The organism is Fulvimarina endophytica, from assembly GCF_003403015.1.
GTDB lineage: Bacteria > Pseudomonadota > Alphaproteobacteria > Rhizobiales > Rhizobiaceae > Fulvimarina > Fulvimarina endophytica.
Genome location: NZ_QURL01000006.1, coordinates 149,742 through 166,215, shown reverse-complemented (window position 1 = coordinate 166,215; position 16,474 = coordinate 149,742). Strand labels below are relative to the sequence as shown.

At 65.9% G+C, this 16,474-nt stretch carries 11 protein-coding genes; 6 read left to right on the top strand and 5 right to left on the bottom strand.

Translation table 11 applies throughout. The annotated features are described in order from the left end of the window. Positions 1 to 241 precede the first annotated feature (241 nt). On the top strand, positions 242 to 1,090 hold the full coding sequence (locus tag DYI37_RS15335; protein ID WP_116684135.1) for an outer membrane protein: 849 nt from the start codon (positions 242 to 244) through the stop codon (positions 1,088 to 1,090). A 256-nt stretch (positions 1,091 to 1,346) separates the two neighbouring features. Next, a complete protein-coding gene (locus tag DYI37_RS15330) occupies positions 1,347 to 2,228 on the top strand; it encodes an SMP-30/gluconolactonase/LRE family protein (protein ID WP_116684134.1) in 882 nt (293 codons plus the stop codon). Positions 2,229 to 2,428: 200 nt separating this feature from the next. Here DYI37_RS15330 and DYI37_RS15325 read toward each other — a convergent pair whose 3' ends face one another. The 5 genes from DYI37_RS15325 to DYI37_RS15305 form a co-directional block, all read right to left on the bottom strand. Further along, positions 2,429 to 4,465 carry a methyl-accepting chemotaxis protein gene (locus DYI37_RS15325; RefSeq protein ID WP_158555190.1) on the bottom strand — a complete coding sequence of 679 codons (2,037 nt, stop codon included), beginning with the start codon at positions 4,463 to 4,465 and terminating at the stop codon, positions 2,429 to 2,431. Positions 4,466 to 4,640: 175 nt separating this feature from the next. Beyond that, positions 4,641 to 6,005 carry an ABC1 kinase family protein gene (locus DYI37_RS15320; RefSeq protein WP_116684132.1) on the bottom strand — a complete coding sequence of 455 codons (1,365 nt, stop codon included), beginning with the start codon at positions 6,003 to 6,005 and terminating at the stop codon, positions 4,641 to 4,643. Positions 6,006 to 6,229: 224 nt separating this feature from the next. Further along, on the bottom strand, positions 6,230 to 7,261 hold the full coding sequence (locus DYI37_RS15315; protein ID WP_116684131.1) for an aspartate-semialdehyde dehydrogenase: 1,032 nt from the start codon (positions 7,259 to 7,261) through the stop codon (positions 6,230 to 6,232). Positions 7,262 to 7,536: 275 nt separating this feature from the next. Next, positions 7,537 to 9,474 (bottom strand): molecular chaperone DnaK, encoded by a 1,938-nt coding sequence (gene dnaK, locus DYI37_RS15310; protein ID WP_116684130.1) that lies wholly within the window; start codon positions 9,472 to 9,474, stop codon positions 7,537 to 7,539. A gap of 229 nt (positions 9,475 to 9,703) precedes the next feature. After that, complete coding sequence (locus DYI37_RS15305) at positions 9,704 to 11,296, bottom strand: hypothetical protein (RefSeq protein WP_116684129.1); 1,593 nt, start codon at positions 11,294 to 11,296, stop codon at positions 9,704 to 9,706. A 401-nt stretch (positions 11,297 to 11,697) separates the two neighbouring features. Between DYI37_RS15305 and DYI37_RS15300 the strand changes: the two genes are divergently transcribed. The 4 genes from DYI37_RS15300 (at position 11,698) to DYI37_RS15285 (ending at position 16,465) form a co-directional block, all read left to right on the top strand. Then, a complete protein-coding gene (locus DYI37_RS15300; protein ID WP_245413948.1) occupies positions 11,698 to 13,563 on the top strand; it encodes a glycoside hydrolase family 15 protein in 1,866 nt (621 codons plus the stop codon). Next, positions 13,550 to 14,365, top strand: a complete 816-nt coding sequence (locus DYI37_RS15295) for an SDR family oxidoreductase (protein WP_116684128.1) — start codon at positions 13,550 to 13,552, stop codon at positions 14,363 to 14,365. The genes DYI37_RS15300 and DYI37_RS15295 overlap by 14 nt, the downstream gene beginning before the upstream one ends. 52 nt (positions 14,366 to 14,417) lie before the next feature. Beyond that, complete coding sequence (locus DYI37_RS15290; protein WP_116684127.1) at positions 14,418 to 15,212, top strand: SDR family NAD(P)-dependent oxidoreductase; 795 nt, start codon at positions 14,418 to 14,420, stop codon at positions 15,210 to 15,212. A gap of 68 nt (positions 15,213 to 15,280) precedes the next feature. Further along, positions 15,281 to 16,465, top strand: coding sequence for a pyridoxal phosphate-dependent aminotransferase (locus DYI37_RS15285; protein ID WP_116684126.1), 1,185 nt, complete (start codon positions 15,281 to 15,283; stop codon positions 16,463 to 16,465). The last annotated feature ends 9 nt before the right edge of the window (positions 16,466 to 16,474 follow it).

Sequence of the window (16,474 nt, the reverse complement as noted above, 5' to 3'; positions counted from 1 at the left end):
CATATGGCGCTGACGGCCTCCCGCCGCGATCACGCTTCCGGCGATCTCGTGGGCCCCTTGGAGCGAGCCGCCCGCCTGCCGCGTGACGAAGCTGTCACACCCCCATTCCGCAAATGGTACACGCGCATATTCCGGCTTGCTTAGGATCGCGTCCCGCGTCACCTTCACGCTCAATGGCATCCGCCATAACCAACTCGGTTCGAATGTTTTTTTTCGTTTCCGCCTCAAAGGGATAGGTTTCATGAGACGCCTTCTTCTGTCCTCCGCCGCGCTTTCCATGCTGACCGTGCCGTCGCTCGCAGCCGACGTCGTCTATGAAGAGCAGATGATGGCTCCGGCGCCGATGATGATCGAGCCGGTCGCTTCGGGCTGGACGGGTCTCTACGTCGGTGTGCAGGGTGGTGGTGCCTTCAATCCGTCGAACCCCGACAATGTCACGCTCCAGACCAACGGCTTCGCGCTGAACCGCGCCGGCGTCGTCGGCACGAACGCCGGCAACCCGACCGGTTCGCTCGGTGGCGCCTTCGGCCGCAATTACGAGTCGAGCTTCGACTCCAGCTTCGTCGGCGGTGCGCATATCGGTTACGACTACCAGATCGACCAGTTCGTCATCGGTGCCGTCGCCGACTTCAACGCGATCGACGTCAGCCGTAACTCCACGGCCGACTCCTCGACGCCGGCCTTCTACCGCACCGAGCGCAATCTCGACTTCCTCGGCACGGTCCGCGCTCGCGCCGGTTACCTGGTGACGCCGTCGACCCTTGCCTATGCCACCGGCGGTCTCGCCTATGGCAATGTCGACTACAACTTCTCCTCCGACTCCCCGGCGATCACGGCCGCCAATCCGGCCATCGTGCGTGAGGACGAGGACGATGTCGGATACGCCGTCGGCGGCGGCATGGAAGTCATGTTCACCGACAACATGTCCTTCGGCGCCGAATACCTCTACGTGAACCTCGGTGGCGGTGGCTCCACGCGCCTGGCGGGCGGCCCCTTCGCAGGTGGCGTCGGCGGCTCGACGGACTTCGTCGTGGACGACGACTTCGACTTCCACACCGTCACCGCGAAGATCTCCTACAAGTTCAAATAAGCTTCGACGAACCTCCAACGTCCAACTTCGAACCGGCATCCGAAAGGATGCCGGTTTTTTTCGTGCCTTGAAGAGCTTGCCCGGCATGGGAGAAGGACAAGATGCCCCGGAGCATCGGACCGAGGAACGGGCCCGGTTTTCGGATCATCCGATGCGCCGGCGGTAAGCCGGAGCATCGAGGCATCCGCCGCGCGGTCGGCGGAAGGACGGGGCCGGGCACAGCCGGACGAGGCCCGTCCGGCAGGAGGGAGAGAGAATGGCCGACGAGACGATCACGATCCTCGACAGGCGCAGACTGGAGCTCGGCGAAGGCCCGAGCTACGACGCGCTGACCGACACCGTTCACTGGATCGATATCCTCGGGCGCACGCTCTACGAGATGCCGATGGAGACGCGGCGCATCGCGGCCCATCCCCTGCCCCGCATGGCGAGCGAGATCCACGGCGTCGACGAGCACCGGCAGATCATGGCGATGGATGACGGTCTCTATCTGCGCGACCGGGCGAGCGGGGCCCTGGAACTGCACCTGCCGCTCGAGGCAGACGATCCGCAGACCCGGTCGAACGACGGCAATGTCCACCCTTCGGGCGCGCTCTGGATCGGCACCATGGGCCGGCGGGCCGAAACCGGCGCGGGCGCGATCTATCATTATCGCAAGGGCCGGATCACGAAGCTCTTCGGCAATATCAGCATTCCGAACGGCATCTGCTTCTCGCCCGATGGCGCGACCGGCTATTTCTGCGATACGGCCACCAATCACCTCCTGCGCGTCGCGGTCGATCCCCTGACCGGCCTGCCGACCGGCGAGCCGAACCCGTTTCATGATCAGACCGGCCAGAGCGGCCATCACGACGGAGCCTGCACGGCGAGCGACGGCACGATCTTCATCGCGTCCTGGGGCGGGAGGGCGGTGCTGGTCCTGTCGCCCGAAGGCGAGGTCGTCCGCCGGATCGATGTTCCGGCGAGCCAGCCCACCTGCCCGGCCTTCATCGGCCGCAGGGCCGACCGGATGATCCTGACGACGGCCTGGGAGCACATGACCCCGGACGAGATCTCTCTCGACGAACAGGCGGGAATGACGTTTCTGTTAAATCCCGGCGTCCTCGGCGTCGGCCTTCCCCATGTGGAGATCGCCTGAAGCGGATCTCACGGCCTTCTCTCTCTCGCCGAATGGCCTGTTCGATGCCGGGCTGGGTCCCAACCTTTGCAAGCGCGGAAGAGGGCCCCCACGGCCCTGGCATCAGGGCGTTGTTTCATGTGAAACCCCGGCCGGTTGGCCGACCGACCAGGGTTTAACGTTGCCGGTTATCCTCAAGGGTAGCCCCCGGAGGAGGACGATCAGAACTCGATCCAGTCGCCTGCCTCTTCGGCAGGAGCCGCGCTCGCATTGGCCGGTGATTTCGCCTTTGATCCCGATGTGAAGCCGCTCAACTGGCTCTGCAGTCCGTGGACAGGATTGACACCCGAGGGCGCACGGCTCTGGGGCCCGACCGCCGCAGGTCCCGAAAGGACCCGGGCAGGCGTCGCCGAAATCCGGGGCGCCGCGCCGATATCCCGGCCCCCTGCCCCGCCACTGCTGCGAACCCGGCTCACCGCAGAGCCCGAATAGGCCTGCGCGGATTGCTGGATACCGGAAATCCTGAACCGGCTCACCACGTCGGACAATTCCCCGGTCTCGTCGGCGAGCGAGCGTGCGGCGGCCGTCGCCTCTTCCACCATGGCGGCGTTCTGCTGGGTGATCTTGTCCATCTGGTCGGCCGCGCCCGAGACCTCGCGCAGGGTGATGGCCTGCTCGCGGGCCCGGCTTGCGATCGTGGCGATGAGGCTCGTCATCGAGGAGACCTCTCCGACGATCTCCTCCAGCGAGTGGCCGGAAAGCGTGACGAGTTCGACGCCCTGCTCGACCTGCTCGCGGGAGGTCGCGATGAGCTGCTTGATCTCCTTGGCCGCCTCGGCCGAGCGCTGGGCAAGGCCGCGCACTTCCTGTGCGACGACCGCGAACCCCTTGCCGGCTTCACCCGCACGGGCCGCCTCGACACCGGCGTTGAGGGCCAGAAGATTGGTCTGGAAGGCGATTTCGTCGATCACCCCGATGATCTGATTGATCTTCTGCGAGGAGGCTTCGATCCGGGACATCGCCGCAACGGCCTTTCCGGCCACCTCGCCGCCGCGCTCGGCCTTCGCACGGGCCCCGTCGGCCAGCGCCTGGGCTTGACCCGCCCCGTCCGCCGTCTGGCCGACGGCACCGCTGACATCGCCGAGCGCCGCCACGGTCTGTTCGAGGTTGGCGGCCTGCTTTTCGGTACGCTGTGCGAGATCGGACGAGGCGACGGTAATCTCCTGAAGGCCGTCGCGGATCGTGTGCACCGATCCCATCACCTTCGAGAACGCCTTCTCCAACTCGGCGACGCTCGTATTGAAGGTCTCGCGGATCGGCTCGAATTCCCGCGCCAGCGGCTCGTTCATGCGCGCCGTCAGATCGCCTTCGGCAAGCCGGGCGAAGTTCGTTTCGACGACCTCGACGAAGCTTTGCAGGGCGTGGGCCTTCTCGCTGTCGATGCCGGCCTGGCGCTCGCTGGCGAGAGCCTGCATGCGGTGGCTTTCGATCGCTTCGCTCTCGAGGCGATCGCGATCGATGGCAGCCTTGCGGAAGGTCTCGAAGACATCGGCGAGTTCGCCGATCTCGTCTCGGCGATCACCCATGTCGACGGTCGCGGAGGTATTGCCGGAGGCAAGCCGCCGCATCGCGCCGGTGACCTCGACGAGGGGCTTGGAGATGCTGCGCGCGAGCGGGAGGACACAGGCGACGAGCAGAAGGCAGGCGAGAAGCCCGACCAGGCCGGCGACCTTTGCGGCCGACATGAACTGCGCCATCAGATCGTCCACGTAGAGGCCGGCGCCGACGGTGATGTTCCAGGGCGCGAACCGCGTCGAATAGGCGAGTTTAGGGACCTCCTCGCCGCCCTTGAGACGCGGCTTGTAATAGGTGGTGAAGCCGCCGCCCTCGCCCGCACGGGCGATCATCTCGCGGATCATGTAGGTGCCACGCGTATCCTGCGCGTCCCAGGCACTCACGCCCTCGCTCTTCGGATCGGGATGCATCAACCGCTTGCCGCTCGGATCGTAGACGAAGAGATAGTCCCCCTCGCCGAAGCGGATCGAACGCAGGACGTCGAAGGCCCGCTTCTGGGCCTCGGCCGTCGTCATTTCCCCGTTCCCGGCCCTTTCGGCAAAGCCGGACAGGATGGTGAGCGCGCTCGCCACCTGGGTTTGGACGAGGTTCTCCCGTTCGGCATAAATCGCGTCGTAGAGCGTCTTGAGCTGCATGCCCATGCCGGTCAGAAGGAGGACCATGGCGATGGCGATGATCGCCATCAGCTTTCGTTGAATCGTCCAGATCATGACTGCCCCGATGAAATTTGTTTGACCGGGACCCTGACCGGATATCCTTAAGATTTGATCGACCTGCCTTACGAAATGCCTTTCCGGCGCCGTTCCGCACCTAAGACGACCGCTTTCGGGCGCGTGACCGACGGACGATCCGGGCATTTCAGACCGGGTCGGAGGCGCGGTCCTCACGTGGCAGATGACGTTCGAGAAGCGCGCGCGCGTCCACCCGTGCCTTGAGTTTCAGGCACATGAGATAGACGCCGCCGAACTTTCTCTGGAGAAAGAGCGTGTCGATCGGCGGGATCAGGTAGACCTGCCGGTCCTCGGCAAGTTTCATTCCCTCCTCCCGCATGGAGGCGAGAATCTCGTCCTTGCCGAAGTCGAACGGGCCGTCCCGCCTCAGGAGCGAGGCGGCGAGTTCGAAGAGATCGAGGATCTGCTCGTGCTGGCGGGCGGGCACGTCTTCGTTGAGGAGCCCCATCCGCATGATGGTGCGCTGCGCGGCCTTTCGGTCGGCATCGAGGGCGGCCTTAAGGAGATCGCGGCAATCGCCGACGATCGCCTCGTCGAAGGCGCGCGTCGCGCCGAAGTCGAGAAGCACGATGCGCGGCTGTGGCCCCGCCGGCTCGCGCTCGATGCGATAATTGGCAAGGTTCGGATCGGTCTGCATCAGGCGAAAGACGTAGAGCTCGCTCAGAACGAGATCGATGAGGTCGCCCGCCACGCGGTCGCGCACCGGCTGGCCCGCCGAAAACACGGTCTCGATCGGCGCGCTGTCGATATAGGTCATCGCCAGCACCTCCCGGGTCGTCAGATCCGGGTGCACCGCCGGGACGAGGAAGCGGGGATCGGTCGAAAGGAGCCGGCCGAACTCCGTGAGGCAGCGCGCCTCGCGCTCATAATCGGCCTCTTCGTTCAACTGGCGCTTGGCCTCCAGAAGAAGCGGCGAAATGTCGAGCCCGCGCGGCACGAGGCCCGTCAATCTGAGGAGCGAGGCGACATTGTCCACATCGCTGTCGATCGAGCGGACGATCCCCGGATACTGGACCTTGATCGCCAGATCCCGCCCGTCATGGGTCAGCGCCCGATGGACCTGACCGATCGAGGCGGCGGCGATCGGACGATCCTGGAAGAATTCGAAGCGCGAGCGCCAGTTTGCGCCCCAGTTGCGCGCGAGAACGGCGTCGAGTTGCGCCTTCGGCATGGGATCGGCATCGGACCGCAGTCGTCCCATGATCTCGGCAAGTTCCGGCGGCAGAAGATCGCCCGCGTCCATCGAGATCAGCTGACCGAGCTTCATCGCCGCCCCGCGCAGCTCCGAGAGCTGCTCGGTGACCTTGAGAACGTTTCGCGGCGTCAGGAGAAGATCGGAGAGGCGCGGCCTCTGTCCGCTCGCAAGCCGTCCCGCCCCTTCCAGAAGCACGTTTCCCGCAACGCCCCCGGCCATTCCGCCGAAGCGCGCCAGCCGCGAGAAGCGACCGCTCGGCACCGGGCGTTCCCGGGAGGATCGATCCTTGGGGGGCATGACCTTCGTCTCCGGCCTCTCTGGCAATGCGGGAGACATGGCGCACCCATCGGCCCGGACCATTGCGACGGACGACCGGCGCGCGCATCGGTCGCGCCGCATGCGCCGTCCTCGCGGGGCCAGTGGAGGCCTAGTACCGCGCATGAAAACGCCGGCCCTTCCGAAGGGAAGGACCGGCGCGACAGGCTTGGATCTCGCGGTCGCGGCGACGACCGCATGGCGTCTCAGGCGGCGTTGCGCCTGTCGAGATAGCCGCGCTCGACGAGAAGCTCGGCGATCTGGATCGTGTTCAGCGCCGCGCCCTTGCGCAGATTGTCGGAGACGACCCAGATGTTGAGGCCGTTGTCGAGGGTCTGGTCCTCGCGGATGCGCGAGATGAAGGTCGCGTCGTCGCCGGCCGATTCCAGCGGGGTGACGTAGCCGCCGTCCTCGCGCTTGTCGACGACGAGGCAGCCCGGTGCCTCGCGCAGGATCTCGCGGGCCTCGTCCGCCGAGATCGGGTTCTCGAACTCGATATTGACCGCTTCCGAATGGCCGACGAAGACCGGCACGCGCACGGCCGTGCAGGTGACCTTGATCTTCGGGTCGAGCATCTTCTTCGTCTCGGCCATCACCTTCCATTCCTCCTTGGTCGAGCCGTCTTCCATGAAGACGTCGATATGGGGAATGACGTTGAAGGCGATGCGCTTGGTGAACTTCCGCGCTTCCACGGGATCTGCGACGAAGACGGCACGCGACTGCTGGAAGAGCTCGTCCATTCCGTCCTTGCCGGCGCCCGAGACCGACTGGTAGGTCGAGACGACCACCCGCTTGATCTTGGCGTGGTCGTGCAGCGGCTTCAGGGCGACGACCAGCTGGGCCGTCGAGCAGTTCGGATTGGCGATGATGTTCTTCTTGGAATAGCCCTCGATCGCGTCCGGATTGACCTCCGGAACGATGAGCGGCACGTCCTGATCGTAGCGCCAGGCCGAGGAGTTATCGATGACGATGCACCCTTGCGCGCCGATCTTCGGGCTCATTTCCTTGGAGACCGAGCCGCCGGCGCTCATCAGGCACACGTCCACATCGGAAAAGTCGTAGCCTTCGAGCGCCTTCACCTTCAGCGTCTTGTCGCCGAAGGAGACCTCCTGGCCGATGGAGCGGCGCGAGGCCAGCGCGACGACGGAGTCGGCCGGGAAATTACGCTCGGCGAGGATGGAGAGCATCTCGCGCCCGACATTGCCGGTGGCGCCTGCGATGGCGACTTTGTAACCCATGGGGTTTCGACCTCTTTCGCTCTCCCCGACCCTGATCGAATACGCTTCTCCGCCACCCCGGGGGAGAAACACGGGGCGGGGCGTCAGCCAATCGACGTTTTAATCTTGGAGCGTACGGTCATGATGGGCGGTGGTATGAGGCGCAGCGCTCCGCTTGTCAATCGACGGGGACCGTTGCTTGGCGGCGGGAAGACGAAAACGGCCCCGGCGATCGCTCGCCGGGGCCGTGCAACTGACCCGAAGCCCTTCACGGCTTCGGCGACGATGTTCGCAGATCAGGCGCTCTTGCGCTTGTCGTCGTTCTCGTCGACCTCTTCGTAATCGGCATCGACCACGTCGTCGTTCGAGGCGTCCTTGGCCGCGTCCGAAGCGGCAGCCGCCTCGCTCGCCGCGTCATCGGCCTGGGAGGCTTCGTACATCGCCTGTCCGAGCTTCATCGAGGCCTGGGCGAGCGTATCGCTCTTGGCCTTGATCGTCTCCGCGTCGGCACCATCGCGCTCGAGTTCCGCCTTAAGGTCGTCGATGGCCGAACGGATCTCGTTGCGATCGTCCTCGGAGACCTTGTCACCGTATTCCGACAGGGACTTCTCGGCCGAATGGACGAGCGCCTCGCCCTGGTTCTTCGCCTCGACGGTCGCACGACGCTTCTTGTCGGCCTCGGCATTGGCCTCGGCGTCCTTCACCATCTGCTCGATATCGGCATCCGACAGACCACCCGAAGCCTGGATCGTGATCCGCTGCTCCTTGTTGGTGCCCTTGTCCTTGGCCGAGACGTTGACGATGCCGTTGGCGTCGATGTCGAAGGTGACCTCGATCTGCGGCACGCCGCGCGGTGCCGGCGGCAGGCCCTCGAGATTGAAACGGCCGAGGGACTTGTTGTCCTGTGCCATCTCGCGCTCGCCCTGGAAGACCTGGATCGTCACGGCGTTCTGGTTGTCCTCGGCCGTGGAGAAGGTCTGGGACTTCTTGGTCGGGATCGTCGTGTTGCGGTCGATCAGGCGGGTGAACACGCCGCCGAGCGTCTCGATGCCCAGCGACAGCGGGGTCACGTCGAGAAGCAGGACGTCCTTCACGTCACCCTGCAGAACGCCGGCCTGGATGGCCGCGCCCATGGCGACGACCTCGTCCGGGTTCACGCCCTTGTGGGGCTCCTTGCCGAAGAACTGCTTCACCGTCTCCTGCACCTTGGGCATGCGCGTCATGCCGCCGACGAGGACGACTTCGTCCACCTCGTTCGCGGACATGCCGGCATCCTTCAGCGCGGCCTTCATCGGGCCGACGGTGCGCTGGACGAGATCGTCGACGAGGCTCTCGAACTTGGAGCGCGTGAGCTTCATCGTCAGGTGCTTGGGACCCGACTGGTCGGCCGTGATGAACGGCAGGTTGATCTCGGTCTGGGACGCGGAGGACAGTTCGATCTTGGCCTTCTCGGCCGCTTCCTTCAGGCGCTGCAGCGCGAGCTTGTCGCCCTTCAGGTCGATGCCCTGATCCTTCTTGAACTCGGACGCGAAGTAATCGACGAGGCGCAGGTCGAAGTCCTCGCCGCCGAGGAAGGTGTCGCCGTTCGTCGACTTCACCTCGAAGACGCCGTCGCCGATCTCGAGGATCGAGACGTCGAAGGTGCCGCCGCCCAGATCGTAGACCGCGATGGTCTTGCCTTCGGTCTTGTCGAGACCGTAGGCGAGCGCAGCCGCCGTCGGCTCGTTGATGATGCGCAGGACTTCGAGACCCGCGATCTTGCCGGCATCCTTGGTCGCCTGACGCTGGGCGTCGTTGAAGTAGGCCGGGACCGTGATGACGGCCTTGTCGACCTTCTCGCCGAGATAACCTTCCGCCGTCTCCTTCATCTTCTGAAGGATCATCGCGGAGATCTGCGAGGGCGAGTACTTCTCGCCGTCCGCCTCGACCCAGGCATCGCCGTTGTCGCCCTTGACGATCTTGTAGGGGACGAGTTCCTTGTCCTTCTGCGCGGTCGGGTCGTCGTAGCGACGGCCGATCAGGCGCTTGACGGCGAACATCGTATCCGTCGGATTGGTCACCGCCTGGCGCTTGGCCGGCTGGCCGACGAGGCGCTCGCCATCGTCGGTGAAGGCGACCATGGAAGGCGTCGTGCGCGCGCCTTCGGCGTTCTCGATGACCTTCGGCGTCTTGCCGTCCATGACCGCGACGCAGGAATTCGTGGTTCCCAGGTCGATACCGATGACCTTCGCCATGTTGCAAATTCTCCTTCTTGAGCGAGCCGTCCGGCGACCCTCATACGAGGCGTACTGGTGGACAGCCCCTGTCGTTCCTTGAATGTCGTAAGGCCGTTTCGAACGTGAATGCCGCCCGGCCCGTGCGGCGTTGAGGGCTATATATGAAGCGGTTTTTGAGCCCGCAAGACGGGTGCCTCACCAAACCGTGAGGCCTCGTGATCCGGCGGTCGAATCGGCACCGAAACCGTCACGCGCCGCCCGACGGGGTCAGCCGCAGGCCGTAGACGAGGAGATCGTCGCCCTCGCCGATCGCCGGATCGATGGCGATCTCGCCGCCCTCGCGCCCGATCCCGGCCATGTCGAGGGCGAACACGAAGGGGGCGCTCGTCTGGCTGACCGTGAAGCGCTGGCGCCCGCACCGGCTCTCGCCCTCGAACAGGCAGCGCACGGTGAAGCTGCGCTCCTCGCCGTCGGGCGAACCGACGACGAGTTCGGCGCGCGCCTCCTTGCCGGCGAGCTGCGAGACGACGCCGGGCCCGACGAGAAAGCCGATCTCGCCGGTTTGCGAGCCCAGCGGCCGTGCGATCCGCACGGCAGGCGCGCCGCTCGGCGTGTCGACGGTGACCACCCGCCCGCCGTTCGGCGTCGCGATCCGGTCGATCTGGCGCCCCGAGAAGACCGAGATCCAGTCGCGGTCGGGCTGCGCATCGGCCGCGTCCGCCTCCCCTTCCGCCGCGCTTCTGGGCGCGTCCTCGCTTGCGGCGTTCATCACGAACGGGGCGAGGAGATAGATGCCGGCAAGCACCAGGAAGGCGATGAGGAACAGGATGAGGGCCGAAAGAAGGATGCCGCCGCGCCGGGTCCGGCGCTTTTCCTGTGGCCGGCGACGCGCACCCGGTCGCCAGTCCTCGGCGCTCGGCGGCGTGTGGTCGGCGGGAACCCCGCTGTCGCGCCGGGTCAGCCCGCCGATGAGGCCGGCATCGAAACCGCGCGATGGGCCCGCCCGATCGTCCGCCGGCGACGAACCGAGATCGTTGGAGAGGGCGGGCTCCTTCGACGGCGTCACCGCATCGAGACGCCCGCTCTCCTCGAAGCTCGCATCGTCCCTGCCCGCGCCGGGCGTCGGCGGCGCGAAGGCGCGCGGTTCGCGGCCGGCAGCCGAGGAGCGGAGCCCCGGCGCAGGCTCCTCTCCCCTCTCCGCCTGCCGCTGCGAACGGGGCTCGGCGCGGGCGCGCTCGTCGATCACCGGCTCCGGGAGGATCGTCTCTCCGGTGGCCTTTGGATCGCGGCTCTGGGCGCCGAGATCGGGGGCGGCATCGGATCGCCCGTCGCCGGGCTCCTGTGCATCGACCCTCGGCGTCGGTGCCGGGATCGGGACCGGTCTCGAGGCGGGCCCCGGCGCGGCGCTCGCGGTCTCGCCGGACCTGCGCTCCGGACGGGATTCGGGACCCTCGGCTCCGCGCGTCACCCCCGAAACGGTGGGACGAGGCGCCGTGGGCGAGGATGGCACGCCAGCGCCGGGGCCGGCTTCGGGTGCCGAGCGGGAGACAGGATCGGCGGATGTCTCTGCGTTGCTGTCCCTGGGACCGGCTGTGCGGGGATCGGAGGGCGCGTTCGCATCCTGCCCTGCCGCAGGGCCGGCATGATCGGCCTCGACCGCCGCGATCGCGTCGCGCAGTTCGGCGCGCCGGCGCTCGGCGACCTCGGGGCTCGCCCCGCTCGCCAGCACCTTCTCCACCGCGCGGCCCGCGGCCTCGTAGACGCTGAGGCGAAATTCGGCGTCCTGCGCCCGGCCCGCGCCAAGCGCGCGCCGGATGCTGCTCTCGATCGAACTTGCCACGACACTCTACCCCTTCCTCGATCCGCGCGTCCGCCACACGGGTATCGCCGTCATCCGGTCCATCGCCGAATCTTCCGCGCCGCCGCGCGCGTGTTTCACGGACCTCGGCGAAGAATGGATCCGTTTCAAGGCCGGGACCGGTCAGGAACACGGTCCGCCAGAGACGCAGGATATGGTCCGGCCTTCCTCTTCGCCCCAGCCCTTACCCGCAAAAGCGGCCCGACCGCTGCGCAAATTTGCGGCATTGCGGTGAGCATTGCGGGACCGGCGGGTGGGATGTGTCATTGTCGCAGGGCCCCGCATCTTGCTTCCTCCGGCCGGCTTCGCACATGCACCTAACACGTTGAACGACGGCTGAACGGCCGCCTTAACGACCGCAACGAAGACAGCCGGGACCGCGCATGGCCACTCAGTTCCAAACCAAGATCGCCCATCCCATCTCCAGTCATGGCGTGATCGGAGACATGCGGACCCTGGCGCTGGTGGCCGACGACGGCACGATCACCTTCTTCTGCCACCCCGACATCGATTCCCCGAGCCTGTTCGCCTCGCTCATCGACGAGACGAAGGGCGGGTCGTTCAAGTTCGCCGCCAAGAACGGCAGCGGCCGGTCCAATACCCGGCAGATGTATCTGCCCGATACCAACATCCTCATCACCCGCTTCCTGCACGACAGCGGCATCGGCGAGGTCTCCGATTTCATGCCGATCGACGGCACCGGTCGCATCATCCGCCGGGCCAAGGCGATCACCGCCGCGATCGATTTCGAACTCGACATGACGCCGAGGCCCGACTACGGCCGCGTGGCGGCCGAGATCGAGGAGATCGAGGGCGGCCTTTCCATCACATGGGAGGGCGAGGAGAGCCCGGTCTACATCTACGCCTCCTTCCCGCTGGAGGTGGCGGACGGGCGGATCACCGCGAAGCTGACGCTCGCGGAAGGCGATGACGCCCATATCGTCCTGTGTCCCGGCCGCAAGGACAGCCCGGTCATCGACGAGGCCTATGTCGGCGACGCCTTCAGGAAGACCCGCGATCACTGGCACAAATGGGTCAATCGCGGAAAGTATCCGATGTTCTGGCGCGAACTCGTGGTGCGCTCGGCCCTCACCCTCAAGCTGCTCACCTCGGCCAATCACGGCTCGATCGCGGCGGCGGCGACCTTCGGCCTGCCGGAGGTGCCCGGGGGCGAGCGCAACTGGGACTACCGCTATTGCTGGGTCCGGGACGCCGCCTTCACGCTCTACAGCCTCTCCCGCCTCGGCTATTACGACGAAGCGGAGAACTTCATCCACTTCCTGATGGAGCGGGCGGTGGAGGACGGCGCCCACGGCCTCCAGATCATGTACGGCATGGACGGGCGGGCCGAACTCGAGGAGACCGAACTCGATCATCTCGACGGCTATGCCGGCTCGCGCCCCGTGCGCATCGGAAACGGCGCCTACAGCCAGCTCCAGCTCGACATCTACGGCGAGTTCATGGATGCGGTCTACATCTCCACCAAGGCGCGCGGAAAGCCGGCCTACTCGGTCTGGATCAAGCTCGCGCGGATGATCGACTGGGTCTGCGAGAACTGGCGCCGCAAGGATCACGGCATCTGGGAGAGCCGGGGCGAGCCGAAGGAGTTCCTGTCCTCGCGCCTCATGTGCTGGGTCGCGCTGGATCGCGGTCTGCGCATGGCGCTGGACGAGTCCCTGCCGGCCAATATCGAGGAATGGCGCCGCGAGCGCGACGAGATCCAGAGGACCATTCTGGAGGAATTCTGGAACCCGGAGATCGGCGCCTTCACCCAGTTCAAGGGGTCGACCACGCTCGATGCGGTCGTTCTCCTGATGCCGCTCGTCAAGTTCATCAATCCGCGCGATCCCCTCTGGACCTCGACCCTGAAGGCGGTCAGGCGCGAACTCGTCCACGACTGCCTCGTCTATCGCTACAAGAACTCCGACGAGAACGACGACGGTCTCGACGGCAACGAGGGGGCCTTCACCATCTGCTCCTTCTGGTATGTGGAAGCTCTCGCGCGCACCGGCTATGTGGCGGAGGCCCGGCTTCTGTTCGAGAAGCTGCACACCTATGCCAACCATCTCGGCCTCTATTCCGAGGAGCTCTCGACGGCCGGCGACCATCTCGGGAACTTTCCTCAGGCGCTCACCCATCTATCTCTAATCTCGGCCGCGATCTGGCTCGACCGTGCCCTCAACGGCGACCGCCAGGACCCGCATCATTTCGAATTCAGCATGCTGGAAGATCCCGATGGGCTATTTTGATCTCTTCTCCCTCAAGGGCCAGACGGCCGTGGTCACCGGCGGCTCCTCCGGTATCGGCGCGGCGACGGTGAAGGTGCTCGCCGAGGCCGGCGCGAACGTCGTCATCAACTATTACGGCAGCGAGGACAGCGCGAAGGCGATCCGCGACGAGATCAACGGTGCCGGCGGCCATGCGCTCGACGTGCAGGCGGACGTTTCCAAGGAGGACGAGGTCGTTTCCCTGTTCGACGCCGCCGAGGCGGAGTTCGGCGCGGTCGACATCGTGTTCTCCAATGCCGGCCTGCAGGCCGATGCCGCGATCGGCGACATGACGGTCGAGGACTGGCGCAAGACGAGTTCCGTCATTCTCGAAGGCGGGTTCCTCGTCGGCCGCGAGGCGATCCGGCGGTTCCGCAAGAAGGGGCCTCGCCCCGAAGTCTCGCGTGCCCTCGGCAAGCTCGTCTTCGATTCCTCCGTCCATCAGGTCATCCCCTGGGCCTTCCACGCGAACTACGCCTCGGCCAAGGGCGGCCTGAAGCTTCTGATGGAATCGCTCGCCCAGGAAACCGCCTCGGAGAAGATCCGCGTGAACGCGGTCGCGCCGGGCGCGATCGCGACGGACATCAATGCGAGCGCGCGCGATACCGAGGAAAAGCGGCAAGCCATGCTGAAGCTCATTCCCTACGGCCGGATCGGCGATCCGGAGGATATCGGCCGCGCGGTCGCCTGGCTCGCCTCGGACGCCGCCGACTACGTCACCGGCCAGACGATCTTCGTCGATGGCGGCATGACGCTCTATCCGGGCTTCAAGGGCCACGGCTGAAGGCCCGACCTTAGAACCTGGATCAAGCGCTAGCGCGCAGAAGGAGAGAGTTATGGCACTCGACGGACGGGTCGCGATCGTCACCGGCGGAGCGAAGGGCATCGGCTATGCGGTGGCCCGCAAGTTCCTGCACGAAGGCGCGAAGGTCGTCATCGCCGACATCAACGATCGGGCCGGCAACGAGGCGGCCCGCGATCTCTCGGAATTCGGCGAGGTCCACTATTTCCATGCGAACGTCGCCGAGAAGCTCGACGTCCACAATCTGATCGCCTCCGCGCTGGACGCCTTCAGCGATATCGACATTCTCGTCAACAATGCCGGCATCGTGCACAAGGCGGGCTTTCTCGATCTCGATCTCGCCGATTTCCAGAAGGTGCTCGACGTCAATCTGAAGGGCGCCTTTCTGTGCGGCCAGGCGATCGCCCAGCACATGGTGGAAAAGGTCCGCCAGGGCGGCAGCGCCGGCACCATCATCAACATGTCCTCGATCAATGCCGAGTTCGCGCTGGCCGATCAGGTGGGCTATTCGGTTTCCAAGGGCGGGCTCAAGCAGCTGACCAAGGTGATGGCCCTCGCCCTCGCCCCCTACGGGATCCGGGTCAACGCCATCGGCCCGGGCTCGATCATGACCGAGCTCCTCCACACCGTCGCCGACGATCCGCAGGCCCGGAACATGATTCTGTCGCGCACCCCGCTCGGGCGCATCGGCGAGCCGAAGGAGATCGCCGCCGTCGCCGCCTTCCTCGCCTCCGACCAGGCAAGCTACGTCACCGGACAGACCGTCTATGCCGATGGCGGACGCCTCGCCCTCAACTATGTCGTCCCGGTCAGGGACGAGGACGACTGAGACGGGACGGGCACCCCCACCCTCCCGCCTGCGCCGCCCGGCCACGCGAAGCCAACGAAAGCCGATCCATGCTCAAGACCATTGCCGCCTTCGACCGCATCGGCGAGGAGAACGCCTTCGCCGTCCTCGCCCGCGCGACCCAGCTTTCGAACGAAGGCCACGACGTCATCAATCTGGGCATCGGCCAGCCCGACTTCCTTACGCCGCCGCATATCGTGGAGGCCGCCATCGAGGCGCTGAAGAAGGGCCATCACGGCTACACGCCCGCAAATGGCCTGCTTGCGACGCGCGAGGCGGTCTGCCGGCGCACCCGCACGCTCACCGGCACCGAGGTCTCGCCGGACAATGTGATGATCATGCCGGGCGGCAAGCCCACGATGTTCGCCGCCATTCTGATGTTCGGCGAGCCGGGCGCCGAGATCCTCTATCCCGATCCGGGTTTCCCGATCTATCGCTCGATGATCGAGTTCACCGGGGCGAAGCCCGTCCCGGTTCCGATCCGCGAGGAGAACGGCTTCGCGTTCTCGGCGGAGGAGACCCTGTCCCTCGTCACCGACAGGACGCGGCTCCTGATCCTCAACTCCCCCGCCAATCCGACGGGCGGCGTCACGCCGAAGGCCGAGATCGACAAGCTCGTCGCAGGTCTGGAGCGCTTCCCGAACGTCGCGATCCTGTCGGACGAGATCTACGACGTCATGACCTATGACGGCGAGGTCCACACCTCGCTTCTGACCTATCCCGAGATCCGCGACCGGCTCATCGTCCTCAACGGCTGGTCGAAGACCTGGGCGATGACGGGCTGGCGCATGGGCTGGTCGATCTGGCCGGACGGCCTGATCGGGCATGTGCGCAAGCTCGCGGTCAATTGCTGGTCCTGCGTCAATGCGCCGAGTCAGTTCGCCGGCATCGCGGCCATCGACGGGCCGCAGGAGGACGTCGCGCGGATGATGGAAGCCTTCGACCGCCGCCGGAAGCTGGTGACGGAGCGCGCCAACGCCCTGCCGGGTGTCAGCTGCACCGTGCCCAAAGGCGCGTTCTACGCCTTTCCCAACATCGCCGAGACCGGATGGAAGGCAAAGCCGCTCGCCCGCGCGCTTCTCGAAAAGGCCCATGTGGCGGTGGTCGGCGGCCCGGACTTCGGAACGCTCGGCGAAGGCTATGTGCGCATCTCCTATGCCAATTCCGAGGTGAACATCGACCGGGCCATGGACCGGATCGCGGACTTCCTGAAGGACAACGAACCGGACGCCTGAAACGGGCGG